Origin of the sequence: Empedobacter sedimenti, assembly GCF_030005555.1 — a bacterium.
In the GTDB taxonomy this organism is placed as follows: domain Bacteria; phylum Bacteroidota; class Bacteroidia; order Flavobacteriales; family Weeksellaceae; genus Empedobacter; species Empedobacter sedimenti.
Genome location: NZ_JASCQG010000010.1, coordinates 137,998 through 159,886 on the forward strand (window position 1 = coordinate 137,998; position 21,889 = coordinate 159,886).

Below are 21,889 nucleotides of genomic sequence, written 5' to 3' on the forward strand. Positions count from 1 at the left end.
AATGAAAACGATTTTTATTGCATGATTTTTGGTAAAATATAAACAACAATTATTTAACTATTTTAAATAAAAATCAATGAGTAGCTACAACCAAATCAGAAACCCTAAAGAGGACAAATTATTAACAGCAGAAAATGCTGCATTAATTATTATCGATTATCAACCTGTACAAGTCAATTCAATTAATTCTATGTTGAGAAGTGATTTGGTTAGGAATATCACAAATGTTTGTCAATTAGCAAAAGACTTTAAACTTCCTATCGTTTTAAGTACAGTAAATGTAGAAACTGGAAAAAATGCAGACACTATAAAACCTATTAAAGAAGTTCTACACGATATACCTAGCTATGATAGAACAAGTATAAACGCTTGGGAAGATGAAGACTTTTACAATGCAGTAAAAGCTACAGGGCGAAAAAAATTAATCATTGTAGCACTTTGGACAGAAGCTTGTCTAAGTTTTCCGGCTTTAGATGCTTTAGACGAAGGTTTTGAAGTTTATACAATAGTAGATGCTATTGGCGGAACTTCTGTAATTGCACATGAAATGGCACTTAGAAGAATAGAACAAGCTGGCGCAAAATTATCAAGTATTACACAACTTGCATGTGAGCTACAACGCGATTGGAATAGAAATGAAACTGTTCCGTATTTTGTTCATTCTTTACAAGAAAATGGATCATTCTTAAAAGTATAAAATCAAAACCCTCTCAAAATTGAGAGGGTTTTGATTTATAAACCTTTTCTCATCATATGATCAGCAATATTGGGCAAAAAACGACTCAAGAACTTCAGTAATTTTGTTTTTCCAATATAAATTTCAAAATGATTGTTTCGGAAATTTTCAAAAAACTCATTTACCAACTCTTCTGCTGACATTTTATTTTTTCCTCGACCTTCTGTCATAGGAGTATCTATCAATGCTGGAATTATTTCAAAAACCATAATTCCTTCTGATTCTATTTGATAACGCAAAGTTTTAGTGTATATATGCAAAGCAGACTTTGTAGCACAATAAACCGAAGCTGATTCTTTTGGTGCTAAAAAAAGTCCACTGCTAACATTAACTATTGAAGATTCAGAATTTTTCTTCAAAACAGCTATCAATTTAGTATTAAGTAAAACCGGCGCAGTAAGATTAGTTGCTATTTCATATTTAATCTTCTGTTCAACTTCTTTTTCAGAAACAAAATGATAATTAAACTGAACACCTGCATTATTAATCAAGATATTTAAATTAGGATATTTGGTTTGAATAAAATTGACCAAATCATCAATCACATTTACCTCTGATAAATCTCCACAAAAAACATCTAAGTTTTGATAAGAAGCTTTTAATTCATCTAGTTTTGCTAGATTTCTTCCAGTAATAATTACTTTATTTCCTTCTGATATAAAGCGTTTCATCAAGGCTAAACCGATTCCCGAAGTTCCTCCAGTAATTAAAACAACATTATTTTGAACTTTCATTATTTCTCTGCTTTAAATGTTTCATTAAAACTTTCGAAAAGATTTTGTTGTCCAATTATAATGTCTTTAATGATAAAATAAGGAATCCCATAAACTTTAGTATCACGCAATTTTTCGATTAAATACTTGTAATCATCTAAATTGATTGTTTCTAATATCATAAAATCTGAAACTTGTGCATTAAAATACTCGCTATCATATAATTTAACACTGACAGATTTACTCATTTTCTCGAAAATTGGAGTCACTTCGTTTTCAAAAAAAATACTTCTCTCGTTGCGCGAAAGACTCAACCATTCTGGTGTTGCGTTCATAAGAATCAAAATAGTGTAAGGTTGTTCTTTAACGCTTGCATTTGTTTTCTGAGCATACATCATAATTGGTAAAAAGAATAAGATTATTAATGTTTTCATCTTTGTCATATTTTAATTACAAATTTTAGAACATCATTAATCAATTCCATTTACATAGGTTGATAAAATCAACTCTTCACGATTTTTTTTCTGATACGACTTAATTGTGTTGGTGTTATTCCTAAATATGATGCAATATGATATTGTGGAATTACATTTCCTAATCCAGGGAATTCTTTCAGAAAAAGCAGGTATCGCTTATCTGCATCTAAAAGTACAATATCAATTTCACGTTGCTCTTTTTGAACAAAAAAGTATTCTGCTAATTTACGTGCCAAACGTTCTACATCTTGATATTCTTCAAATAGTTGTTGAAACGCTTTATAATTAGCCACCCAAATTGTGCAATCTGTTAGCGCTTCTTGTATAATTTGGTTTGGATTACCTGTTATCAAAGATGCATATCCACCTATAAAACAAGAATTCACAAAAAAATGCTTATTGTATTCTGTTCCATTACTTGCTCTATAATAACCTCTTAAAATTCCATCTTCTAAAAATCCAATCTCTTTAGATATCTCTCCATCATGACAAAACAACTCTCCTTTTCTTAATTTTTTTTGAACAAATAATTTTTCTAAACTGAAATAACTTTTATCAGATAAAAATGTGATTTTATTAATGTATTTGCGTAATTCTATTATCATTTTTACATAAAAAATAAAATCTAAAGTTAATCTTTATATGTATTCAATTTTATTCTATCTTAACATAATCAAACAATTAACACTACTATGATAAAATATTTATTCTTAATTATTGTTTCTTGCTTCACCTATAATTTGACAGCGCAAACAAAATTAGATACTGCTTTTAGAAATCTTGATGAAAATTATGCACAAGAAAAGATTTACATTTTATACAACAAAGAAGATTACATTGCTGGAGAGAACATTTGGTTCAAGGCATTTGTATTTGATGGGTATAAACAGAGTGCTATTTCTACCAATCTTTTTGTAGAACTCTATAATAAAAACAAGAAATTAATTGATAAAAAATTACTTCCTATTTTTAAAGGTCAAAGTGATGGAAATTTTACGTTAAAAGAAGATTTGCAAGAAGATGTTTATTATGTGCGTGCATATACGACTTATATGACCTACTTTTCTGAAAATTTTCAGTACGTTAAACCTATTTTAGTTCATAATCCTACATCTAAACTAAAATTAATTAAGGATAAAAATATAAAATGGGACGCTTCTGTTTATCCAGAAGGTGGATATTTAATCGAAAACCAAACGACTAAATTTGCTGTAAGATTAAAATCTGTTGGTGATTTACCCAAAAAATGGAACGGATTTATTTTCGAAAAAAGTAATCCTACTAACAAAGTATTGCAGTTTAATAATCTTGACGAAAACATCGCTTCGTTTTATTTTAAAGCCGATCCTAACAAATTATATCAAGTACAAATAAATGATGAAAATGGTCAACAACAAATAATTGACCTTCCAATTACACGCAAATCCGGTATCACTCTTAAAGTTATTAACGAAAACAATAACGTTGGTTATCAACTAAGAAGTGTTGGTATTCCGCAACAATTAAAGAACTATAAAGTAGTTGGTACGCTTAATAATTCTGTCGTTTATACTGCTAAATTTACAAAAGAGATTCAAACAATCTCTCAAAAAATACAATATGATAGTTTAAGTAACGAAAGTGGAATTTTACAGCTTAGTGTTTTTGATGCGAATGACAATATTGTCGCTCAACGTTTGACATTTATCAATCATTCTAAAATATTCTTAAAACCAGAATTAGATTTTGACACCAATCATGATGCAAGATCAATCAATACGATTACATTAAAATCTGAGTTTCCTCAAGATTTTACAGCAGTAATTAATCGACAAAATAATCAAAAAGATAATTTACTTTCTTCGCTTTGGTTAACGCAAGATTTTACAGATAATATCTCCAATCCAATTCAATATTTTCAGGAAAAGAATAATCCAGAAGCATTGGACGCTTTACTGTTATCAGAAAACTGGAAAAGATTTAATTGGAACGAGATTATGAATAGTCCTAGAAAAGTGCCTAATTCTGCAATTAATCCTTATCTATCTTACAAAGGAAAAGCTTATATAAATGGACAGGATTTGAAAAACGCAGATTTGAATCTTTTTATAGAAACTCCAGAAACAGAGAAAATTTTAATTCCAACCTCAACAGATTCTAACGGTAATTTCCAGTTAGACAATTTAGTATCGTATGATAATTTCAATATTTTTTATTACCTAAACAATCAAGCACAAAAGTCAAAAAAACAAGATGACAAAGTAATAATATCTGTTTTACCGTTATTTGAAAACAAAAAATACAATTCAGATTTTCCTTCAAGCGGATATATTTTATCTGAAGTTAGTGATGATAAACAGAATGAAATTAAAGCACAAACTGAGCAAATCAAAATCAATAAAATTGTCAATAACAAAAGTATTCAACTAAAAGAAGTTGTAGTACAAGCCCAAAAAGATATCAAAACCCAAAAACTGAATGATCAATTAAGTACTGGTATGTTTAGGAGCATTAATGAAACTTTAGTAGATTTTATAAACGATAATCAAAATGCGAATGCCTACAATAATATTTTCGAGTTTTTAGCAGGTCGAGTAGCAGGATTAACAACAACTTTGCAACAAGGCGTTGTCACACCAATCATTCGGAACGGAAAAGCAGCTGTCTATTTAGACGAAATGTTACTTTCTAGTGAAACACTTAGCAGTATTAATATTAATGAAATTGCGCTTGTAAAAGTATATAAAGGAAGTGGAATACTTGGAAATGCAATTGCAATTTATACTAAAAGAGGAAACATGGGTAACAACAATGTGGCGAAATCGCTAAATGTGCTGCCTGTAAAAGGTTATGATAAAACCTTACCTTTTATGAGTGTTGATGAATATGAAACTCTTTACAAAAACATACCGAATGACAATAGAGAAACACTTTTTTGGAATCCGAAACTAACTAGTGAAGCCAATAATGAAACCATTATCGAATATTTTAACAACGATAATCCAAAAGGTTTTCAATTAACTATAATTGGTTTCGACGAAAAAGGAAATCCTGTTTATTATGAAGGGAAGATAAATTAACCTAAAAACCTCGAGAATTTCTCGAGGTTTTTTTATTTTTATTATTTACCATTTTTGTTATCTTAACAGTATCAAACAATTAATCTCTATGAAACTCTACTTCCTCGTTATCATTTCGATAATTTCTTTATGCGTAAATGCGCAATCCAAGCTTGATTTAGCTATTAAAAATCTTGAAGAAAATTATGCACAAGAAAAGATTTATATCTTATTCAACAAAGAAGATTACATTGCTGGAGAGAACATTTGGTTCAAGGCATTTGTATTTGATGGTTATAGACAAGCTACGATTTCTACCAATCTTTTTGTAGAATTATATGACAAGAATAAAAATCTAGTCGATAAAAAACTTCTACCAATTATTAAAGGACAAAGTGATGGAAGTTTTACATTAAAAGAAGATTTAGAAGAAAATGTTTATTATATAAGAGCTTATACAACTTATATGACCTACTTTTCCGAAGATTTTCAATACATAAAACCTCTATTAATTTACAACCCTAACTCTAAATTAAAATTAGTTCAAAACGATAATCTAAAATGGAATGCTTCTGTACATCCTGAAGGCAGAACATTTATAGAGAATCAAACCACAAAATTTGCAGTAAGATTAAAATCTTTTGGTGATTTACCAAAAAAGTGGACTGGTTTTGTTTTTGAGAAAAATAATCCTTCAACCAAAATAGTTGAATTTAATAATCTTGATGAAAACGTTGCTTCCTTTTATTTTAAAGCTGAACCAAATAAATTATATCAAGTACAAATAGATGATGGAAATGGTCAACAACAGATAATTGACCTTCCGAATGCTCGTAAATCTGGTATATTTTTCAAAGTAGTTAACGAAAAAAATCATATTGGATATCAACTAATAAGCAATAATACTCCACAACAATTAAAAAACTACAAAGTAATTGGAACGCTCAATAATTCTGTCGTTTATACAGCAAAATTCACAAAAGAAATTCAATCTATTTCTCAAAAAATACTGAATGATAGTTTAATTGACGAAAGCGGAATTTTACAACTCAGTATTTTTGATGCAACAGATAATATTGTAGCTCAACGTTTAGTTTTCATCAATTTTTCTAAACCTTTATCAAAACCAGTTTTAAATTTTGACACAAATAACGGCGCAAGAACAATAAATACGATTACATTAAAATCTGAATTCCCTCAAGAATTAACAACTGTAGTTGCACAACAAAATAACCAAAAAGAAAATTTACTTTCTACTCTTTGGTTAACGCAAGATTTTACAGATAAAATCTCAAATCCAACACAATATTTTCAGGAAAAGAACAATCCAGAAGCTTTGGATGCTTTACTATTGTCCGAAAGTTGGAAGAGATTTAATTGGAACGAGATTATGAATAGTCCTAAAAAAATACCCCATTCTGCAACTAATTCATATTTATCTTACAAAGGAAAAGCCTATATAAATGGTCAAGATCTAAAAAACGCTAATTTGAATCTTTTCATTGAATCTCCTGAAACAGAAGAAATTTTAATCCCAACTTCTACAGATTCAAACGGAAATTTCGAGTTAGATAATTTTATTTCATATGATAATTTCAATATTTTTTATTATTTAAGCAATCAATCACAAAAGTCAAAAAAACAAAATGATAATATAGTAATATCTGTTTTACCTTCATTCGAAAACAAAAAATACAATTCAGATTTTCCTCCAAGTGGATATATTTTGTCTGAAACTAGTACAGATAAACTAACTGAGATTAAAGCTCAAACAGAACAAATCAAAATCAATAAAATTGTAAATGATAAAAGCATTCGTTTAAAAGAAGCTGTTGTGAGGGCTCAAACTACTTCAAAAACATATAAGTTAAACAAAGAGTTGAGTAGTCCATTGTTTCAAGATGTAAATGAAACCGTACTTGATTTTGTCAACGAAAATAAAAATGCAAACACTTATAGTAATATTTTAGACTATTTACTAGGAAGAGTTTCTGGGCTAACAACAGAAATAAAAGAAGGAGTTCTAATCTATAAGCTTAGAAACGGTCCTGTAAAATATTATTTAGAGGAAGTCCTAATTCCTTACGAGTCGGTTAATAGTATTAACATCAGTGATATTGCAATGGTAAAAGTTTTTAAAGGAAAAGGTTTAATTGCGGATGCAATTGCTTTTTATTATAAAAAAGGAAATATGGAAGAACGTTCTCCTTCAAAACCGCAAAATATATTGTCAATAAAAGGTTATGATAAATCTGTTCCTTTTTTGAGTAATGATGATTATGAGACTTTATATAAAAAGATACCTAATGATAACAGAAAAACATTGTACTGGAACCCTCATTTAATCTCAGAACCAAATAAAGAAACGGTAATCGAGTACTATAACAATGATAATCCAGGAAACTACAAACTAACTATAATTGGTTTCGACGAAAAAGGAAATCCTGTTTATTATGAAGGAAAGATAAATTAAAAATACTTAAATTTATTTAAAATATTGACTGATAACAATCTAAACAACTTAAATTATTATCAGTTGATTTCCTAAACAACACTTATGAATTTTGACAAAATTTGGAATGATACTTTAGCATTCGAATTCGATTCTAAAACTGATAATTACGGTTTTACAGTTCGATTAGCGAAAGAAAATTATTGGACATATGAATTTACTCAAAAAGCAATTTTAGAGTACAAAAAGTTCATGTTTTTAGCTGCAACGAATGACGAAATGGTTTCTCCATCAGAAATTGTAGATACGGTTTGGCATCAACATTTAATTTTCACAAAATCATATAATAAGTTTTGTAAACTATTAGGAAAAAAAATTCAACATGTGCCTTCTACACACAATAAGGAAGATTTTGAAACTTTCTCGAATGCAAAAAAACGAACAAAAGAATTGTATTTTGAAAATTTTGGAGTACAAGACAAAAGTATTTGGGAGTATTCGTCAATGTTCGATAGTTTAAATCTTAAGAAAAGTAATTTCAAATTGCGAACAGCTCTTATTATTGGTCTCAATATTTTTGTAATACTTTCCATTCCTTTTTATTTTCTCTTAAAGCCATTTTATACAACCGTTGATTCTGAAGAATTTTTTATTGGAATAATCCTTTTAAGTATAGCTGCATTTGGGTTCCTTTCGTTTTACAATCATTCAAAATTCAGTCAATTAATCAAGAATTTCGATAAATCTTCTTTTGTTTTTGATCTATTGCCAAGTGAATTAGTATTTCTAAAAAATGATGGTTTGAAAGATTCAATTCTAATGTTAATCAATAAAATGGTTGATGATAAATCACTTTATTTTTTAAATGATAAATTGTACGTTTCTACACATGCAAAAGCGAATTCTAATGAAGAAGCTGAGATCGTTCGACAAATAAAAAAAGCAAATAAAGGACTAACTTATTTAGAAACATTTCAACTATTATCTTCTACTCCTCTTTTTAATAATATTCCAAACGTAATGTTAGCGTTTAAAAAGTATATTTTTAAATCTAATTTTTTTGCTAAATTATTTTTGATGAATTTTTCTATTTTAAATATAGTTCTTCTACTTTCTTTTACTCGTATTGTCACAGGATTTGCAAGAGACAAACCTATTCTATATATCACAATATTCACGATTATTTTAGCAATTTCGATTATTTTTTATTTAATTTTCTTAATCAATTTATTCTTTCAAAATATTTTACCTCGTCATTACCATAGCTATGTTTCAGAAGAAACTAAAAGTAGTTTGGATTGGCAATTTTTATTTGTAGGAACTGCAGTTTTAGTCCCTGCTGTAGTTACCTCAAAAAATGCATTTTACTCTATGCCTCAAAACAATTCAGGAGCCCATAATTCCTGCGGAAGTGGAAACTCTGATAGTTCGTGTGGTAGTAGCTGCGGTAGTTCTTGCGGTAGCGGTTGTGGAGGATGTGGCGGTGGCGGTGGCGACTAAAACCTAGCTTGCACTTGCACACTTCCAGTATGTATTGGTTTATTTTCTTCAGTTTTTCTTCCGTCATATGAAATATTCAATTGTAAAAAGCTTGTGATTTGTCGTTGAATTTGCAACTGCCAAACAAAATTATTTCCGGCACGTAAACCTTCCATCATTTGATTTCCAACAACAGATTCTTGGTTTCCGATAAATTTATTATTGATAAAACTAAAACTTCCCAACAAACTCATTTTATCCGAACTATTCCATTGAACTTCTGTTCCTAAATCTGACTGATTTAATTGCTCTTCACCCGAAATATTCTTCTTATTTTGATAATTATAAAACAATGACGCAACAAGATTTTTTTCTGTTTGATAAGTCATTTTTGGTGATAAACGAAGATTATTTAACTTGTATCTTCTACTCAAAAATAATTCAGAATCGCTGTTAATCATCATATATTCGGTATCGAAACTTGCGATTAAATCTTGCAAAATCTTATAACGTGTTTGCAACAAATAACTGTCCGAATCACGATATTCAGAACCTGTATAAACATACGTTTGGGATTGTTGTTGATTATAAATAAAATTTGACGACCATTTATATTGTGTTCCTTGATTAAAGAAAATCGACGAACGAATACTTCTTGTTTTGCCTAAAATTTGAGCCGAATTTGTAAAAGGATTCCATTCCAACGTCGTTCCTTCTTTGCGTAACGAATTACTTGCCGAGATATTTTGTTGAAACATCCAACGATTCCAGAATTCATTTTCGGTATTGAAAACTTGTTTTGGACGAAAACGCAACGTAAAATTGAATTGATTTTTATTCGTTTTCAAATACTCAATTGTATTCGTATAAACGCGAATATAATTTGCCTGATCAATAAATTCTGCCACTTCAAACTCATCAATTTGCTCAATTCCATCACCGTTATAATCCGTCCATTTGTAAATTCCCATTCCATCAGAAACTTTTATATACTGAAATTCACGCTGCGGTTCTACTCCACTTCCCACTTCATAATCTACATTTAACTGTAAACCTTGATTGAAAAAAGCTTTATACCACTTTACGCTTCCTGTCATAAAATCTTCGTTCGACGCATCTAAAAATTGATAATTAACTCGTCGATAATGGAAATTTAAACTCAATTGATGATTTTGTTTTTGAATTAAAGTTGAATTAAAAATAGCGCCTTTACTTTGTTGAATATTTTGCCAAGTTCCTAAACGAACCGAATCATCTTGACGTTGATAAACTGTTAAATCAATTTTATGACCTATCGAATCTGCAAAACCTCCTTTCAATTGAAATTCATTCCATTTAAAACTCAACTCTGATTTTTGATTTTTTGTCAAATCATCCATGTCATTATTTTCGCCCCAAACTCTCGCTCCAACCCAAAATTTATTTCCAATTTTTCGTTTTCCATCTACCATATAACGTGCAAAATTGGTATTTTGAAGCGTTGCTTTTGTTGATAAAATATTTGCTTGCGCAACTATTTCGTCTTTTTCTGTTTTGTAATTCGCATCAAGTTGATTTCTCAAACCTTTGTACAAACCAGTATTTTCAAGATAATCGAATTTATATTGCGCAATAAATTTTTCTTTCCAAGATGAATTAATTTTCGCTGTGATAAAACTCTGATTAACACCACTTAATTCTTGTTCCAAATTAAAATCTCTCGCGAATTCAACAGCTCGTAAACGCTCGGCACTTTTATAATTTTTATTGATAAAATTCCATTCTGCATAAGGTGTAATTTTCCAATTTTTGAAAGAAAATGTTTTTTCACCATAAACACGAGTTGCTAAACCAGAATTGTTTTGATCATCAATCGATGAAAATAAATTTTGATCATAATTACTCAAACCAAAGTTAAAACCAACATTTCCATTATTTTTCAATTGATATTGACCATTCAACGTATAAATCTGCAATTTTTTAGGCGAAATTAATTGCTTTATTGGTTCATAATCACCTTGTAAAACGCCAGCAATTGCTTCATTATGCTGAAAAACTTTTCCGTTTTGATTCGCATTTATTTGTCGATAATTTCCTTGATTCGCACCAACATAGGTGAAAGCCACTTGATACAATTCATCATTTGGATCCGTTGAATATTCGAAAATATCTAACCCATTTTGATTCACTTTTCGATACAATATTTTATTCGAATCATAAGTCGTTTTCTCAGCAGAAACAGTGTACATTTTATCAGGATCATTTCCTGCATTTGCCAAAATTTGCTTTTCAGCATCTGTCAAATCATTTCCAAGTGAATTATTTTTCGAATCTCCTTGAGAAAAGAAAAAACCTGACAATTTTAATCGTTCCGATTCATATTCAGCTCCGCCATAAAGTAAAACTTGTGAATAATTTCGAGAATTGTACAAATACTCCACATTAATGCGTGTATTTGCGGTAATCAATCGATTTGAAGTAAAAGAAATTTCGCCCGTATTGTAATTAATCACATAATCATTTTGCTCGCCTCGCTCCAACAAAACGCCATCAATATATACTTTTTCACTTCCCGAAATAATAATCACATACAATTCATTATTTTTCCCAGAAAGCCTGTAAGGACCTTGATTTCCGTCTTGTCCAACAAAATTAACGCGCATAAATTCGCCTCGTGTAATACTTCCCGAAGCAAAAATATTGGTCGACGATTTTTCGCCTTTCAACTGAGTTGATAATTGTAAACCTGTTACTTTTTGATTAAATGGATTGAAAAAATTTCGTTCTTGATTCGTATTAATATCAATATGACCAGCTCGAATTTTTGAATTTTTGCTCGCTAATTCGATGTAAACTTTATCAAATTCTTGCAGATTTTGCGTGTAACCATCCGATTCTATTGGCACATTATTATCCGCAATCGCCGCATTTACCGTAATGTCATCCGATAATTTTCCAGATAATTCCAAATCCAACGAAGATTGCACAGACGCACTTTGATTATTTCCAAAACGAATTCCACGAACCATCGAACCTTTGCTATTCAAACCATCAAAAACATCTTTGTTCGCTTGTTTTGAATTCGGTTCTATTTGATGAAAAATATCAACTGGTTTCGCATCGTTGACAATAATGTTTGGATTTTTAGCATAAAAAACATATTCGGCTAATTTTGGATTAACAAAATACTGAATTTTAACCATTTGTTTGGCGATTGATGAATTGAAATAAACCTCGTTTCGTTCGAAATTTATCGTATAAAATTCTTTTGAAATTGGATTTCCTGTCGAATCTAAAATTTGAAATTTTTCGGATAAAATTCCTTTATTTTGAAGTTTTATCGTATCAGAAAGTTGAACAGAATCTTGTCTAAAATTAGGATTTTTCCACCCAAAATGTTGAGCAAAAACAAAACTGTTCACTAACCAAAACCATAGAAAAAATAGAATCCGAAACTGCAAAAGATTTTTATAGAATAACGATTTTTTGTGATGAAAATTTTAAATAACCGAAAAATTGCGTTTAAGAAAGCGTTTCTTCTATTTTTTGCATAACTCCAATTTGATTATCATCAATCGCAATTACAGCAGAATTTCCTTTCCCATAAGGCTTGTATCGATCTAAAAAACTTTCATCTTTAAACAATCCAATTGTCTTTGTAGGAGCCGCACAACTCAAATGCATCATTCCAGAATCTCCCGCAACTACAACCTCGCAATTGTACATAACAGCCGCTATTTCACGTACATCTTTACTATAAAACTCAGGTAATTTATGTGTCAGCATCGAAATATTTTCAACAGGAAGAATCTCGATTAAATTATATTCTTGTGAATATTTTGGGTAAAATAAATTGTAAAACTCGGTCCACCAATCTTCACTATAACATTTTGCACCAGTCGCAAAAGTGAAAAAAGCCAATGTTTTTTTAGAAGGATCTTTGGTAATTTCGTTCAATAAATTTTTCCCATTTTCGATTTCTTTATCAGATAATTGAATATTTTGAGAAGGAATAGGCTCATTTCTTACTTTTCCATCAAATAATTCTAAAAATTTTCTGAACTGATAAACTGGATATTGCGCTTGATGCAATTGATTTTCTTGCGTAGTATCTGCAATAAATTCGTCACCAAAAAGCTTGTATTTAGATTTTGCGAATGATGTAGAAAGTCTGCCAGAAGAAGATTGTTTGTCAACATTAATCACTAAATCATATTTTTTGCTCTTAATCTTAAACCAAACCTTGATATAATCGATCAATTCTTTGAAAGGTTTTTTTGGCAATTCTATAATTTGATCAACTTGTGGATAATTCTCAAAAACAATTGGAGCAACTTTTCCTTTTACAAATAAATCAATCTTAACTTTCGGAAAGTTTTTCACAATTTCCTGAACAAGTGGTGTAATCAATAAAGTATTTCCCAAACGTTGATTTGGTCGATTTATCAACACTCTTTCAATATTAATTGTTTCATTTTTATTAATGTTTTCAAGAGAACCTTTACCGATTCCTCCTGTCAAACCTCTCATTATTTTTCGACGGTAGGCATTTACTTTTAACTTGAAACTCATTGCTTTATTGATTATTATAGAATTAAGAAAATTATTCGCTATTGTATTACGAAACTATGTAAACTATCGGTAATTACGAAATATTTTTTTCATAAAAAAAGACCTCAATTTGAGGTCTTAGCATTATTTTGTTTTCGTTGGACGAACTTCTATTTTACTTGGTAAAACATTTGGATTCATTTTCAATAAATCTACCACCATTTGTCCTAAATCTTCGGGCTGAATTTTCCATCCGTCCTCAGAATTTGGCACATGATCATTGAAATTTGACGTTACAGAACCAGGCATAATCGTTGTACATTTGATATCATAATTTCTTAAATCTAACATCGCAGCCTGCGTAAATCCTACAACTCCAAATTTTGAAGCATTGTAACCTGCTCCATTCGCAAAGAAATTTGTTCCTGCCAAAGAAGCAATAGAAATATAATATCCTTTCGAAACTTTTAACGCTTCAACAGACGCTTTTATGGTGTGAAAAACACCCGTTAAATTAGTATCAATCATTGCATTCCAATCTTCTAAAGAAAGTTCATCAATTGGTGCGAATTTCCCTAAACCTGCATTTGCAATTACAATATCCAAACGTCCAAACGCAGAGATAATCTGCTCTACAGCATTCTGTTCATCCTCAAAAAAACGTACATCTGATTGAATTGCTAAGACATTTTCTTTTCCTAAATACTGACGTGCTTTTTCTACATCGTCAATATTTCGACCAGAGATTGCCACTTTTACACCATTTTCTACCAATGATTTGGCGATTCCCAATCCAATTCCCTTCGTTCCTCCTGTTATATAGGCTACTTTACCTTCTATCTTTTGCATGTTTTTCCTCTTATTTTTGATTCAGCCAATTCCATTTACCATCTTTTCGGTAAATAAATCCACCTTCTTTCGCATTTTCTTGATGCACATAAATAGCATCATACTCTAAAGTTACAATTTCCTTTTTAGAAATTCCATTCAAGTTACGTTTAACTCCATTTACATTATTCGAATAAAGTGGTGTTCCTTTAGGAACGACTGTCAACGTTCCGAAATCATAATTAGTGATTTTAAATGGATCTTTAGCTCCTCCTAAACCATAAATTTGACTTCCTTTCTTCAAATTATTTACAATAAATAATCTAATATTTCCTTTTGTATCAATCATTCTGTATAAATAATCAACTACTCCGTCTCCAAAAAAATCACCTTTTATTGCAAAACATTTGTAAGCTGTTGCCAAATAAAATTCACTAAAAGCTGGATGAGTAGAAATCTCTTTTTCAAATTGACTGATAAAACTTTGTTGCGTAATCAAATAACCACTAAATGTATACAAATTATCTTGCAAAACAGATTCGCTAATACCTTCATCTAAAATAACTTTAGAAGAGCTAACATCTACTTTTACCCAATTTCCACTTTTTGCTTTACCATTATCCATCAACGAAAATGCCTCGCCTTTCTCAGTAATCTTTACGGGGTAACCGTATGGAATTTTACCAATTCGTTTTCCATTTGGACTAGTTCTAACCGTCAAACCTTCTTGTGCAATAACTTGATAAATTTCTTGTGAAAACACAACAGAACTCATCATTAAAATGAATCCAAAAATTATTTTTTTCATAGTGTAAAATTAAAAAAGCCTCAAGAAAACCTGAAGCTTTTTAGAAATTTATTTAAATTAAAATTTACTTAAAATCTGGCTTTCTTTTTTCAACAAAAGCTGTTGTTCCTTCTTTAAAATCAGCCTCATCAAATAAGTTACCAAAGCTTTCAATCTCTACTTCAAAACCATTTTCTTTATCTGAAGCATTAATTGCTTTAATTGCATCTCGAATTGCTACAGAAGAATTTCTTGAAATTTTAGTAGCAATTTCCTTTGCACGGTTGATTAATTCAGCTTGTTCTACAACTTCGTTTACTAAACCAATTTCATAAGCACGTTCTGCTGTAAACATATCCGCTGTCATAATTGCTTGCATCGCACGTCCTTTCCCAATCAATTTTGGTAAACGTTGAGTTCCTCCATAACCAGGAATCAAGCCTAATGTAACCTCTGGCAAACCTAATTTTGCATTTGTAGACGCAATACGGAAATGCGAAGCCATTGCTAGTTCTAATCCTCCACCCAATGCAAAACCATTAACAGCTGCAATTACTGGCTTCTTAAAATCTTCAATTTTATCAAAAACATTTTCTTGACCTTTTGCAGCTAATTGCTCACCTTGACGTCCATCAAAGTTTGCAAACTCCTTGATATCCGCCCCTGCAACGAAAGATTTTTCACCAGACCCCGTCAAAATAACTACTCGAATTGCTGGATCTGAATCCGCATCCGTAAAAAAGTTAGAGATATCATCCAATAAATCTTTATTCAACGCATTTAACGCTTGCGGACGATTTAAAGTTACTAATGCTATTTTATTTTCTACTTCAACAATCAGATTGTTATAATTATATTCCATTTTGTTTGTGTTTTTATTATTTACTCAAAAATATTAATTGTTGAAAGAACTAAAAAATTTATCAAAAAATAATTTGCATAATTCAAAATCCTTTCTAAATTTGTCACAATGAAAACATTATTTACAAATAACTGGTGGTGGAATATCGGACAACAAAACGTTGGTTCGTAAGACCTCTATGCAGTTATATGTAGAAAAGGCTTGTCGTAACCGACAAGCCTTTTTTTGTGCTCGAAACCTAAATATTTAACAAATGAATTTAACTTTTAACATACAGAAAGAAACTGTTTTAGCGGATTTAACAACTCCAGTTCAGCTTTATTTAAAACTACGAGACATTTATCCGAACGCCTTATTATTAGAGAGTTCTGACTATCATTCGAAGACAGATGCTAACTCTTTTATTTGCCTAAATCCGATCGCAACTTTCAAAGTTACTAACGGAATGGTAAATGAAACATACGCAAATGGAGAAATAAAAGAATATGCGTTGAATGGTCAAGAATTGACAGAAAAATTCAAGGAATTTACGAATCAATTTACAATTCAAAATGGTGAAGATCTACCTGTAAATGGTTTATTTGGTTACATTGCTTGGGATGCTATTCCGCATTTCGAAACAGTGAAATTTTCGGCAAAAGGAAATGAAGCAACAATTCCAGAATTTTCGTATTCGTTCTATCAAAATATTGTGGTCTTCAATCATTTTCACAATGAAATTCAATTTATCGAATATCAAAATGAAGAAACAATTTCTAAGTTTTCTGAAATTAAAAGTGTTGTTCATAACAAATCAATTGTTGAATATCCATTTAACGTCGAATCTGAAATTCAATCGAATTTAACGGATGATGAATTCAAAGAAATGGTCACAAAATGTAAACAATCTTGTTTTCGTGGTGATGTTTTTCAAATTGTTCCTTCTCGTCAATTCAAACAAAAGTTTTCGGGCGATGAATTCAATGTTTACCGCATTTTACGCTCGGTAAATCCTTCGCCTTATTTGTTTTATTTCGATTATGGAAATTATAAAATATTCGGTTCTTCGCCAGAAGCTCAAATTATCATCAATAATAATCATGCAGAAATTCATCCAATTGCAGGAACGGTTCGTAGAACAGGAAGTCCAACTTTGGACAAAGAATTGACCGAAAAATTAATCGCTGACCCAAAAGAAAATGAAGAACATGTAATGTTGGTTGATTTGGCTCGAAATGATTTGAGTCGAAATTCTGCTGATGTAAAAGTCGCTCAATACAAAGAAATTCAGTATTTCTCGCATGTGATTCACATGGTTTCGAAAGTGACTGCGCAATTGGATCCTAGCGTGAATACAATGAAAGTTTTTGCAGATTCTTTTCCCGCTGGAACGCTTTCTGGCGCACCAAAATTCAAAGCAATGGAATTGTTAGACGGTTACGAAAATCAAAATCGTGGCGTTTATGGTGGCGGAATTGGCTATTTAGGATTTAACGGAGATATCAATATGGCAATTGCGATTCGTACGTTCGTCAGCAAACAAAATACTTTATATTTTCAGGCTGGTGCTGGAGTTGTTTCCAAATCGGTCGAAGAAAATGAATTACAAGAAGTCAATCATAAATTAGGAGCGCTTCGTCGCTCAATAGAAATCGCTCAAAACCTATAAACTATGAAAATTTTAGTTATCGATAATTACGATTCGTTCACCTATAATTTAGTGCATTCGCTAAAGAAATTCGCCGATGATATTACTGTTGTTCGCAATGATGGAATCGCTTTGGAAGAGGTGAATAATTATGATAAAATATTACTTTCTCCTGGCCCAGGAATCCCTGATGAAGCGAATTTATTGAAACCAATCATCGAGAAATACGCCTCAACAAAATCAATTTTTGGTGTTTGTTTAGGTCAACAAGCAATCGGAGAAGTTTTTGGTGGAAAATTATTAAACACGCAAGAAGTTTTTCACGGAGTTGAATCAACAATTGAAGTGATAAAAGAAGAAGTGATATTCCAAAATTTACCAAAAAATTTAGAAGTTGGACGTTACCATTCTTGGGTAGTTTCAAACGAAAATTTTCCTGAAGAATTAGAAATTACAGCAGTTGGTCCAAAAGGAGAAGTGATGGCTTTGCGTCATAAAACCTATGATGTCCGTGGTGTTCAATTTCATCCAGAATCTATTTTGACGCCACTTGGAGATGAAATGATTAAGAATTGGTTAGAAGCTTAAAACGATGAAAAAATTATTAAATTTATTATTCGAAAATTATACCTTGAGCGAAGATGAAGCGTATCAAATTATGGTAGAAATTTCGGAAGAAAAATATTCAGCTGTCGAATTAGCTTCTTTTGTGACCATTTTTAATATGCGCAACATTACATTGGAGGAATTAAAAGGTTATCGCCGAGCTTTGTTAGATTTATGCATCAAAGTAGATTTGCCAAAGCAAGCGATTGATGTTGTAGGAACGGGTGGTGACGGAAAAGATACTTTTAATATTTCGACATTAAGTTGTTTTGTTTTGGCTGGAGCTGGCGAAAAAATTATCAAACAAGGAAATTATGGAGCTTCGTCTGTGAGCGGTTCTTCGAATATATTGGATAATTTTGGATACGAATTTTCTGTCAATCAAGATAAATTGAAACGTGAGTTCGACGAAGTTGGAATTACATTTTTACATGCGCCACTTTTTCATCCGGCTTTGGCGAAAGTTGCTCCGATTAGAAAAGGTTTGGCGGTAAAAACATTTTTCAATTTGATGGGTCCTTTGGTGAATCCAGTTCAACCAGAATTCCAAAATTTGGGAACGTATGATGTCAAAACCGCTCGATTATATCATTATGTAATGCAAAATTCGGACGTACAATATTCGATTTCGACTGCGTTGGCTGGTTATGATGAAATTTCGTTAACATCACCAACAAAAGTATATAATAATTCGGGTGAATTTGTGTTAGAAAGTAAAGATTTTGGTTTAAATATTCTTCAACCAGATGAGATAAAAGGTGGAAAATCAATCGAAGAAAATTCTAAAATATTTTTGAGTGTTTTAGAAGGAAATTCAACTAAAGCTCAAAAAGAAGTTGTGTTAGCAAACACTGCTTTAGCCTTGAAAACAATTTATCCAACCAAAGATTTAATCGAATGTGTAGCGATTGCAAACGAAAGTTTAGACAGTAAAAATGCATTGAATGTATTCCAAAAATTAATGAAGTCATGAAAACGATATTAGACGAAATTGTCGCGCAAAAACGTGTTGAAATTTTAGAAAAACAGAGAACTCAATCAATCGAAAGTTTTAGAAATTCGGAAAATTTCTTACTTCCTGTAAAATCTACAAAAGCTTCAATTTTAGATGATACAAAATCTGGAATTATTGCAGAATTTAAGCGAAAATCACCTTCAAAAGGTTTTATCAACAAAGATGCAAACGTAAAAGAAGTCGTTTCAGGTTACGAAAAGTTTGGTGCTTCTGTTGTTTCTGTTTTGACGGATGAACAATTTTTTGGCGGAAGTTTTGATGATTTACAACAAGCTAAAGAAGTTTTAAATATTCCAGTTTTGCGCAAAGATTTTATTGTTGATGAATTTCAAGTATACGAAACAAAAGCAATTGGTGCGGATTTGATGTTGTTGATTGCAGAATGTTTGACAAAAGATGAAGTCTATCATTTAGCGAAAACAGCTAAAGAAATTGGTTTGGAAGTTTTGTTGGAATTACATTCGGAAGATCAATTGGAAAAAGTAAATGAATTCATCGATTTGATTGGAATTAATAATCGTAATTTGAAAAATTTTGAAGTTGATATTGAAAAATCAAAACAAATTTTGAAACAATTACCAACCGATTTAATCAAAGTTGCGGAAAGCGGAATTTCTGATCCAAAAATAGTGAAAGAATTGCGACAAGCAGGATTTCAAGCTTTTTTGATTGGAGAAAACTTTATGAAAGCTGAAGATCCAACCAAAACTTTTGAACAATTTGTAAAAGAGTCGAAATGAAACGTTTTCAAGTAAAAGTTTGCGGAAATAATAACATCGAAAATTTTAAAAAAATTGCAGTAATCGAACCCGATTATGTTGGCTTTATTTTCTATTCAAAATCAAAACGATTTGTAGAAGATGAATCTATTTTCGAAGTTTTTCCGAATGCAGAAAAAGTTGGCGTTTTCGTGAATGAATCAATCGAAAATATTCTCGAAAAAGTTGAACAATATAAATTAGATGTTGTGCAATTACATGGTGATGAAACGGTACATTTTTGTGAAGAATTAATCAATCAAAAACATCAACGATTACTAACTGATGAAAGCTTTTTAGACTTTAAAATTTGGAAAGCCATTGGTGTAAAATCGATTGAAGATTTTCAACAATTAACCACTTATCAACAAGTTGTTGATGGTTTTGTTTTTGACACAAAATCAAGTGATTACGGTGGTACAGGAAAGAAATTTGATTGGCAATTGTTAACAAATTATCAGTTATCAACACCCTTTTTATTAAGTGGCGGAATAACATTGGAAGATGCATTTATCTTGAAAAATTTTCAACATCCGAGGTGTATCGGATTTGATATCAATAGTGGTTTTGAGTCAGCACCAGGAATTAAAAAAACTGACGAAGTAAAACAGTTTATCGATACAATTGATGGACGAATTGAACAAAATTAAAAAAGAAACAAAATGAAATACGAAGTTGACGAAAGAGGTTTTTATGGTGAATTTGGAGGAGCATTTATTCCAGAATTATTACATCATAATTGTGAAGAATTATCGCAAGCTTTAGCAAAATATGTTGATACGGAAGAATTCAAAAAAGAATTTAATTTGTTGTTAAAAGATTACGTTGGTCGACCAAGTCCATTGTATTTCGCACCAAATCTTTCGAAAAAATACAACACCAATATTCTTCTAAAACGAGAAGATTTAAATCATACAGGAGCGCATAAAATCAACAATGCAATTGGTCAAGCTCTATTAGCAAAACGAATGGGTAAAACTAAAATTATTGCCGAAACTGGCGCTGGACAACATGGTGTTGCAACAGCAACAGTTTGCGCGTTGATGGGATTAGAATGCATAGTTTTTATGGGAGAAATTGACATTGCTCGCCAGGCACCAAATGTTGCGCGAATGAAAATGTTAAGCGCAGAAGTTATTCCAGCAACATCAGGTAGTAAAACATTAAAAGATGCCACAAATGAAGCAATTCGTTATTGGATCAATAATCCTGAAACTTTTTACATCATCGGTTCTGTCGTTGGACCTCACCCTTATCCAGCAATGGTAACGAAATTTCAAGCGATTATTTCGGAAGAAATTAAAGTCCAAATGAAAGAGAAATATGGGAAAGAAAATCCTGATTACGTGATTGCTTGTGTTGGTGGCGGAAGTAATGCTGCGGGAGCTTTTTATCATTTTTTAAATGATGATTCTGTCAAATTAATCGCGGTTGAAGCGGCTGGGTTGGGCGTAGAATCTGGCGAAACTGCTGCAACAACGATCAAAGGAACGGAAGGAATTATTCACGGAAGCCGAACGTTATTGATGCAAGATAAAGATGGACAAATAGTTGAACCTTATTCAATTTCGGCTGGATTAGACTATCCTGGAGTTGGTCCTTTACATGCACATTTGTTCAAAACTGGACGTGCTGAATTCTTAAATGCAACAGATGATGAAGCCTTAGATGCTGCTTTTATGCTAACAAAAGAGGAAGGAATCATTCCTGCACTAGAATCTTCTCACGCTTTAGCTGCTTTAGAAAAAATTAATTTTAAACCGCAAGACATTGTGGTTCTGAATCTTTCGGGAAGAGGAGATAAAGACTTAGAAACATATATGAAAGTTTCGGAAAAATATTCTTAAAAAAGATTTGTCTGTTCCTAAAAATCGCCTTACATTTGCACCCACGATAATGAAATCTATCGGGGTGTAGCGTAGCCCGGTCATCGCGCCTGCTTTGGGAGCAGGAGGTCGCAGGTTCGAATCCTGCCACCCCGA

Annotated in this window: 18 protein-coding genes and 1 tRNA gene; 11 read left to right on the forward strand and 8 right to left on the reverse strand. The window is 31.2% G+C overall.

Features of this window, described 5'->3' with window-relative positions:
- The first annotated feature begins 76 nt into the window (after positions 1-76).
- A complete protein-coding gene (locus QHG34_RS10860) occupies positions 77-697 on the forward strand; it encodes a hydrolase (RefSeq protein WP_282630216.1) in 621 nt (206 codons plus the stop codon).
- 35 nt (positions 698-732) lie between these two features.
- Here QHG34_RS10860 and QHG34_RS10865 read toward each other — a convergent pair whose 3' ends face one another.
- The 3 genes from QHG34_RS10865 to QHG34_RS10875 all read right to left on the reverse strand — a co-directional run bounded on the left by QHG34_RS10865 (position 733) and on the right by QHG34_RS10875 (position 2,530).
- A complete protein-coding gene (locus QHG34_RS10865; RefSeq protein ID WP_282630217.1) occupies positions 733-1,470 on the reverse strand; it encodes an SDR family oxidoreductase in 738 nt (245 codons plus the stop codon).
- Positions 1,470-1,883, reverse strand: a complete 414-nt coding sequence (locus QHG34_RS10870; protein WP_282630218.1) for a darcynin family protein — start codon at positions 1,881-1,883, stop codon at positions 1,470-1,472. Before QHG34_RS10870 ends, QHG34_RS10865 begins: the two co-directional genes overlap by 1 nt.
- Before the next feature lie 68 nt (positions 1,884-1,951).
- Entirely contained in the window at positions 1,952-2,530 is a 579-nt protein-coding gene (locus QHG34_RS10875) for a Crp/Fnr family transcriptional regulator (protein WP_282630219.1), read from the reverse strand.
- A gap of 87 nt (positions 2,531-2,617) precedes the next feature.
- On the opposite strand from QHG34_RS10875, the gene QHG34_RS10880 reads away from it, so the two are divergent.
- The 3 genes from QHG34_RS10880 (at position 2,618) to QHG34_RS10890 (ending at position 8,915) form a co-directional block, all read left to right on the forward strand.
- The gene (locus tag QHG34_RS10880; protein WP_282630220.1) at positions 2,618-4,984 is read left to right on the forward strand and encodes a hypothetical protein; all 2,367 of its coding nucleotides are present in this window, start codon (positions 2,618-2,620) and stop codon (positions 4,982-4,984) included.
- A gap of 88 nt (positions 4,985-5,072) precedes the next feature.
- Positions 5,073-7,436: a hypothetical protein gene (locus tag QHG34_RS10885; protein ID WP_282630221.1), complete on the forward strand. Its 2,364-nt coding sequence runs from the start codon at positions 5,073-5,075 to the stop codon at positions 7,434-7,436.
- An 84-nt stretch (positions 7,437-7,520) separates the two neighbouring features.
- A complete protein-coding gene (locus QHG34_RS10890; RefSeq protein WP_282630222.1) occupies positions 7,521-8,915 on the forward strand; it encodes a glycine-rich domain-containing protein in 1,395 nt (464 codons plus the stop codon).
- Here QHG34_RS10890 and QHG34_RS10895 read toward each other — a convergent pair.
- The 5 genes from QHG34_RS10895 to QHG34_RS10915 form a co-directional block, all read right to left on the reverse strand.
- Complete coding sequence (locus QHG34_RS10895) at positions 8,912-12,295, reverse strand: hypothetical protein (protein ID WP_282630223.1); 3,384 nt, start codon at positions 12,293-12,295, stop codon at positions 8,912-8,914. The two genes, QHG34_RS10890 and QHG34_RS10895, sit on opposite strands and share 4 nt — an antisense overlap.
- Positions 12,296-12,395: 100 nt before the next feature.
- Positions 12,396-13,445 carry a glycosyltransferase family 9 protein gene (locus tag QHG34_RS10900; protein WP_282630224.1) on the reverse strand — a complete coding sequence of 350 codons (1,050 nt, stop codon included), beginning with the start codon at positions 13,443-13,445 and terminating at the stop codon, positions 12,396-12,398.
- Between the two features lie 123 nt (positions 13,446-13,568).
- Complete coding sequence (locus tag QHG34_RS10905; RefSeq protein ID WP_282630225.1) at positions 13,569-14,273, reverse strand: SDR family oxidoreductase; 705 nt, start codon at positions 14,271-14,273, stop codon at positions 13,569-13,571.
- 10 nt (positions 14,274-14,283) lie between these two features.
- Entirely contained in the window at positions 14,284-15,060 is a 777-nt protein-coding gene (locus tag QHG34_RS10910; protein WP_282630227.1) for an SH3 domain-containing protein, read from the reverse strand.
- 64 nt (positions 15,061-15,124) lie between these two features.
- On the reverse strand, positions 15,125-15,901 hold the full coding sequence (locus QHG34_RS10915) for an enoyl-CoA hydratase/isomerase family protein (protein ID WP_282630228.1): 777 nt from the start codon (positions 15,899-15,901) through the stop codon (positions 15,125-15,127).
- Positions 15,902-16,154: 253 nt separating this feature from the next.
- On the opposite strand from QHG34_RS10915, the gene QHG34_RS10920 reads away from it, so the two are divergent.
- The 7 genes from QHG34_RS10920 to QHG34_RS10950 all read left to right on the forward strand — a co-directional run bounded on the left by QHG34_RS10920 (position 16,155) and on the right by QHG34_RS10950 (position 21,889).
- Positions 16,155-17,549 carry an anthranilate synthase component I family protein gene (locus QHG34_RS10920; RefSeq protein WP_282630229.1) on the forward strand — a complete coding sequence of 465 codons (1,395 nt, stop codon included), beginning with the start codon at positions 16,155-16,157 and terminating at the stop codon, positions 17,547-17,549.
- Between the two features lie 3 nt (positions 17,550-17,552).
- Positions 17,553-18,116 carry an anthranilate synthase component II gene (locus tag QHG34_RS10925; protein WP_282630230.1) on the forward strand — a complete coding sequence of 188 codons (564 nt, stop codon included), beginning with the start codon at positions 17,553-17,555 and terminating at the stop codon, positions 18,114-18,116.
- Positions 18,117-18,120: 4 nt separating this feature from the next.
- Positions 18,121-19,107 carry an anthranilate phosphoribosyltransferase gene (gene trpD / locus QHG34_RS10930; RefSeq protein ID WP_282630231.1) on the forward strand — a complete coding sequence of 329 codons (987 nt, stop codon included), beginning with the start codon at positions 18,121-18,123 and terminating at the stop codon, positions 19,105-19,107.
- On the forward strand, positions 19,104-19,889 hold the full coding sequence (trpC, locus tag QHG34_RS10935; protein WP_282630232.1) for an indole-3-glycerol phosphate synthase TrpC: 786 nt from the start codon (positions 19,104-19,106) through the stop codon (positions 19,887-19,889). The genes trpD and trpC overlap by 4 nt, the downstream gene beginning before the upstream one ends.
- Entirely contained in the window at positions 19,886-20,557 is a 672-nt protein-coding gene (locus QHG34_RS10940) for a phosphoribosylanthranilate isomerase (RefSeq protein ID WP_282630233.1), read from the forward strand. The genes trpC and QHG34_RS10940 overlap by 4 nt, the downstream gene beginning before the upstream one ends.
- A gap of 12 nt (positions 20,558-20,569) precedes the next feature.
- The gene (gene trpB, locus QHG34_RS10945) at positions 20,570-21,754 is read left to right on the forward strand and encodes a tryptophan synthase subunit beta (protein ID WP_282630234.1); all 1,185 of its coding nucleotides are present in this window, start codon (positions 20,570-20,572) and stop codon (positions 21,752-21,754) included.
- Positions 21,755-21,814: 60 nt separating this feature from the next.
- Positions 21,815-21,889, forward strand: a tRNA-Pro gene (locus QHG34_RS10950).

Excerpts from the sequence above, each read along its gene's own strand:
- QHG34_RS10860 (WP_282630216.1), top strand. The coding sequence starts at position 77 with ATGAGTAGCTACAACCAAATCAGAAACCCTAAAGAGGACAAATTATTA.
- QHG34_RS10865 (WP_282630217.1), bottom strand. The coding sequence starts at position 1,470 with ATGAAAGTTCAAAATAATGTTGTTTTAATTACTGGAGGAACTTCGGGA.
- QHG34_RS10870 (WP_282630218.1), bottom strand. The coding sequence starts at position 1,883 with ATGAAAACATTAATAATCTTATTCTTTTTACCAATTATGATGTATGCT.
- QHG34_RS10875 (WP_282630219.1), bottom strand. The coding sequence starts at position 2,530 with ATGATAATAGAATTACGCAAATACATTAATAAAATCACATTTTTATCT.
- QHG34_RS10880 (WP_282630220.1), top strand. The coding sequence starts at position 2,618 with ATGATAAAATATTTATTCTTAATTATTGTTTCTTGCTTCACCTATAAT.
- QHG34_RS10885 (WP_282630221.1), top strand. The coding sequence starts at position 5,073 with ATGAAACTCTACTTCCTCGTTATCATTTCGATAATTTCTTTATGCGTA.
- QHG34_RS10890 (WP_282630222.1), top strand. The coding sequence starts at position 7,521 with ATGAATTTTGACAAAATTTGGAATGATACTTTAGCATTCGAATTCGAT.
- QHG34_RS10900 (WP_282630224.1), bottom strand. The coding sequence starts at position 13,445 with ATGAGTTTCAAGTTAAAAGTAAATGCCTACCGTCGAAAAATAATGAGA.
- QHG34_RS10905 (WP_282630225.1), bottom strand. The coding sequence starts at position 14,273 with ATGCAAAAGATAGAAGGTAAAGTAGCCTATATAACAGGAGGAACGAAG.
- QHG34_RS10910 (WP_282630227.1), bottom strand. The coding sequence starts at position 15,060 with ATGAAAAAAATAATTTTTGGATTCATTTTAATGATGAGTTCTGTTGTG.
- QHG34_RS10915 (WP_282630228.1), bottom strand. The coding sequence starts at position 15,901 with ATGGAATATAATTATAACAATCTGATTGTTGAAGTAGAAAATAAAATA.
- QHG34_RS10920 (WP_282630229.1), top strand. The coding sequence starts at position 16,155 with ATGAATTTAACTTTTAACATACAGAAAGAAACTGTTTTAGCGGATTTA.
- QHG34_RS10925 (WP_282630230.1), top strand. The coding sequence starts at position 17,553 with ATGAAAATTTTAGTTATCGATAATTACGATTCGTTCACCTATAATTTA.
- trpD (WP_282630231.1), top strand. The coding sequence starts at position 18,121 with ATGAAAAAATTATTAAATTTATTATTCGAAAATTATACCTTGAGCGAA.
- trpC (WP_282630232.1), top strand. The coding sequence starts at position 19,104 with ATGAAAACGATATTAGACGAAATTGTCGCGCAAAAACGTGTTGAAATT.
- QHG34_RS10940 (WP_282630233.1), top strand. The coding sequence starts at position 19,886 with ATGAAACGTTTTCAAGTAAAAGTTTGCGGAAATAATAACATCGAAAAT.
- trpB (WP_282630234.1), top strand. The coding sequence starts at position 20,570 with ATGAAATACGAAGTTGACGAAAGAGGTTTTTATGGTGAATTTGGAGGA.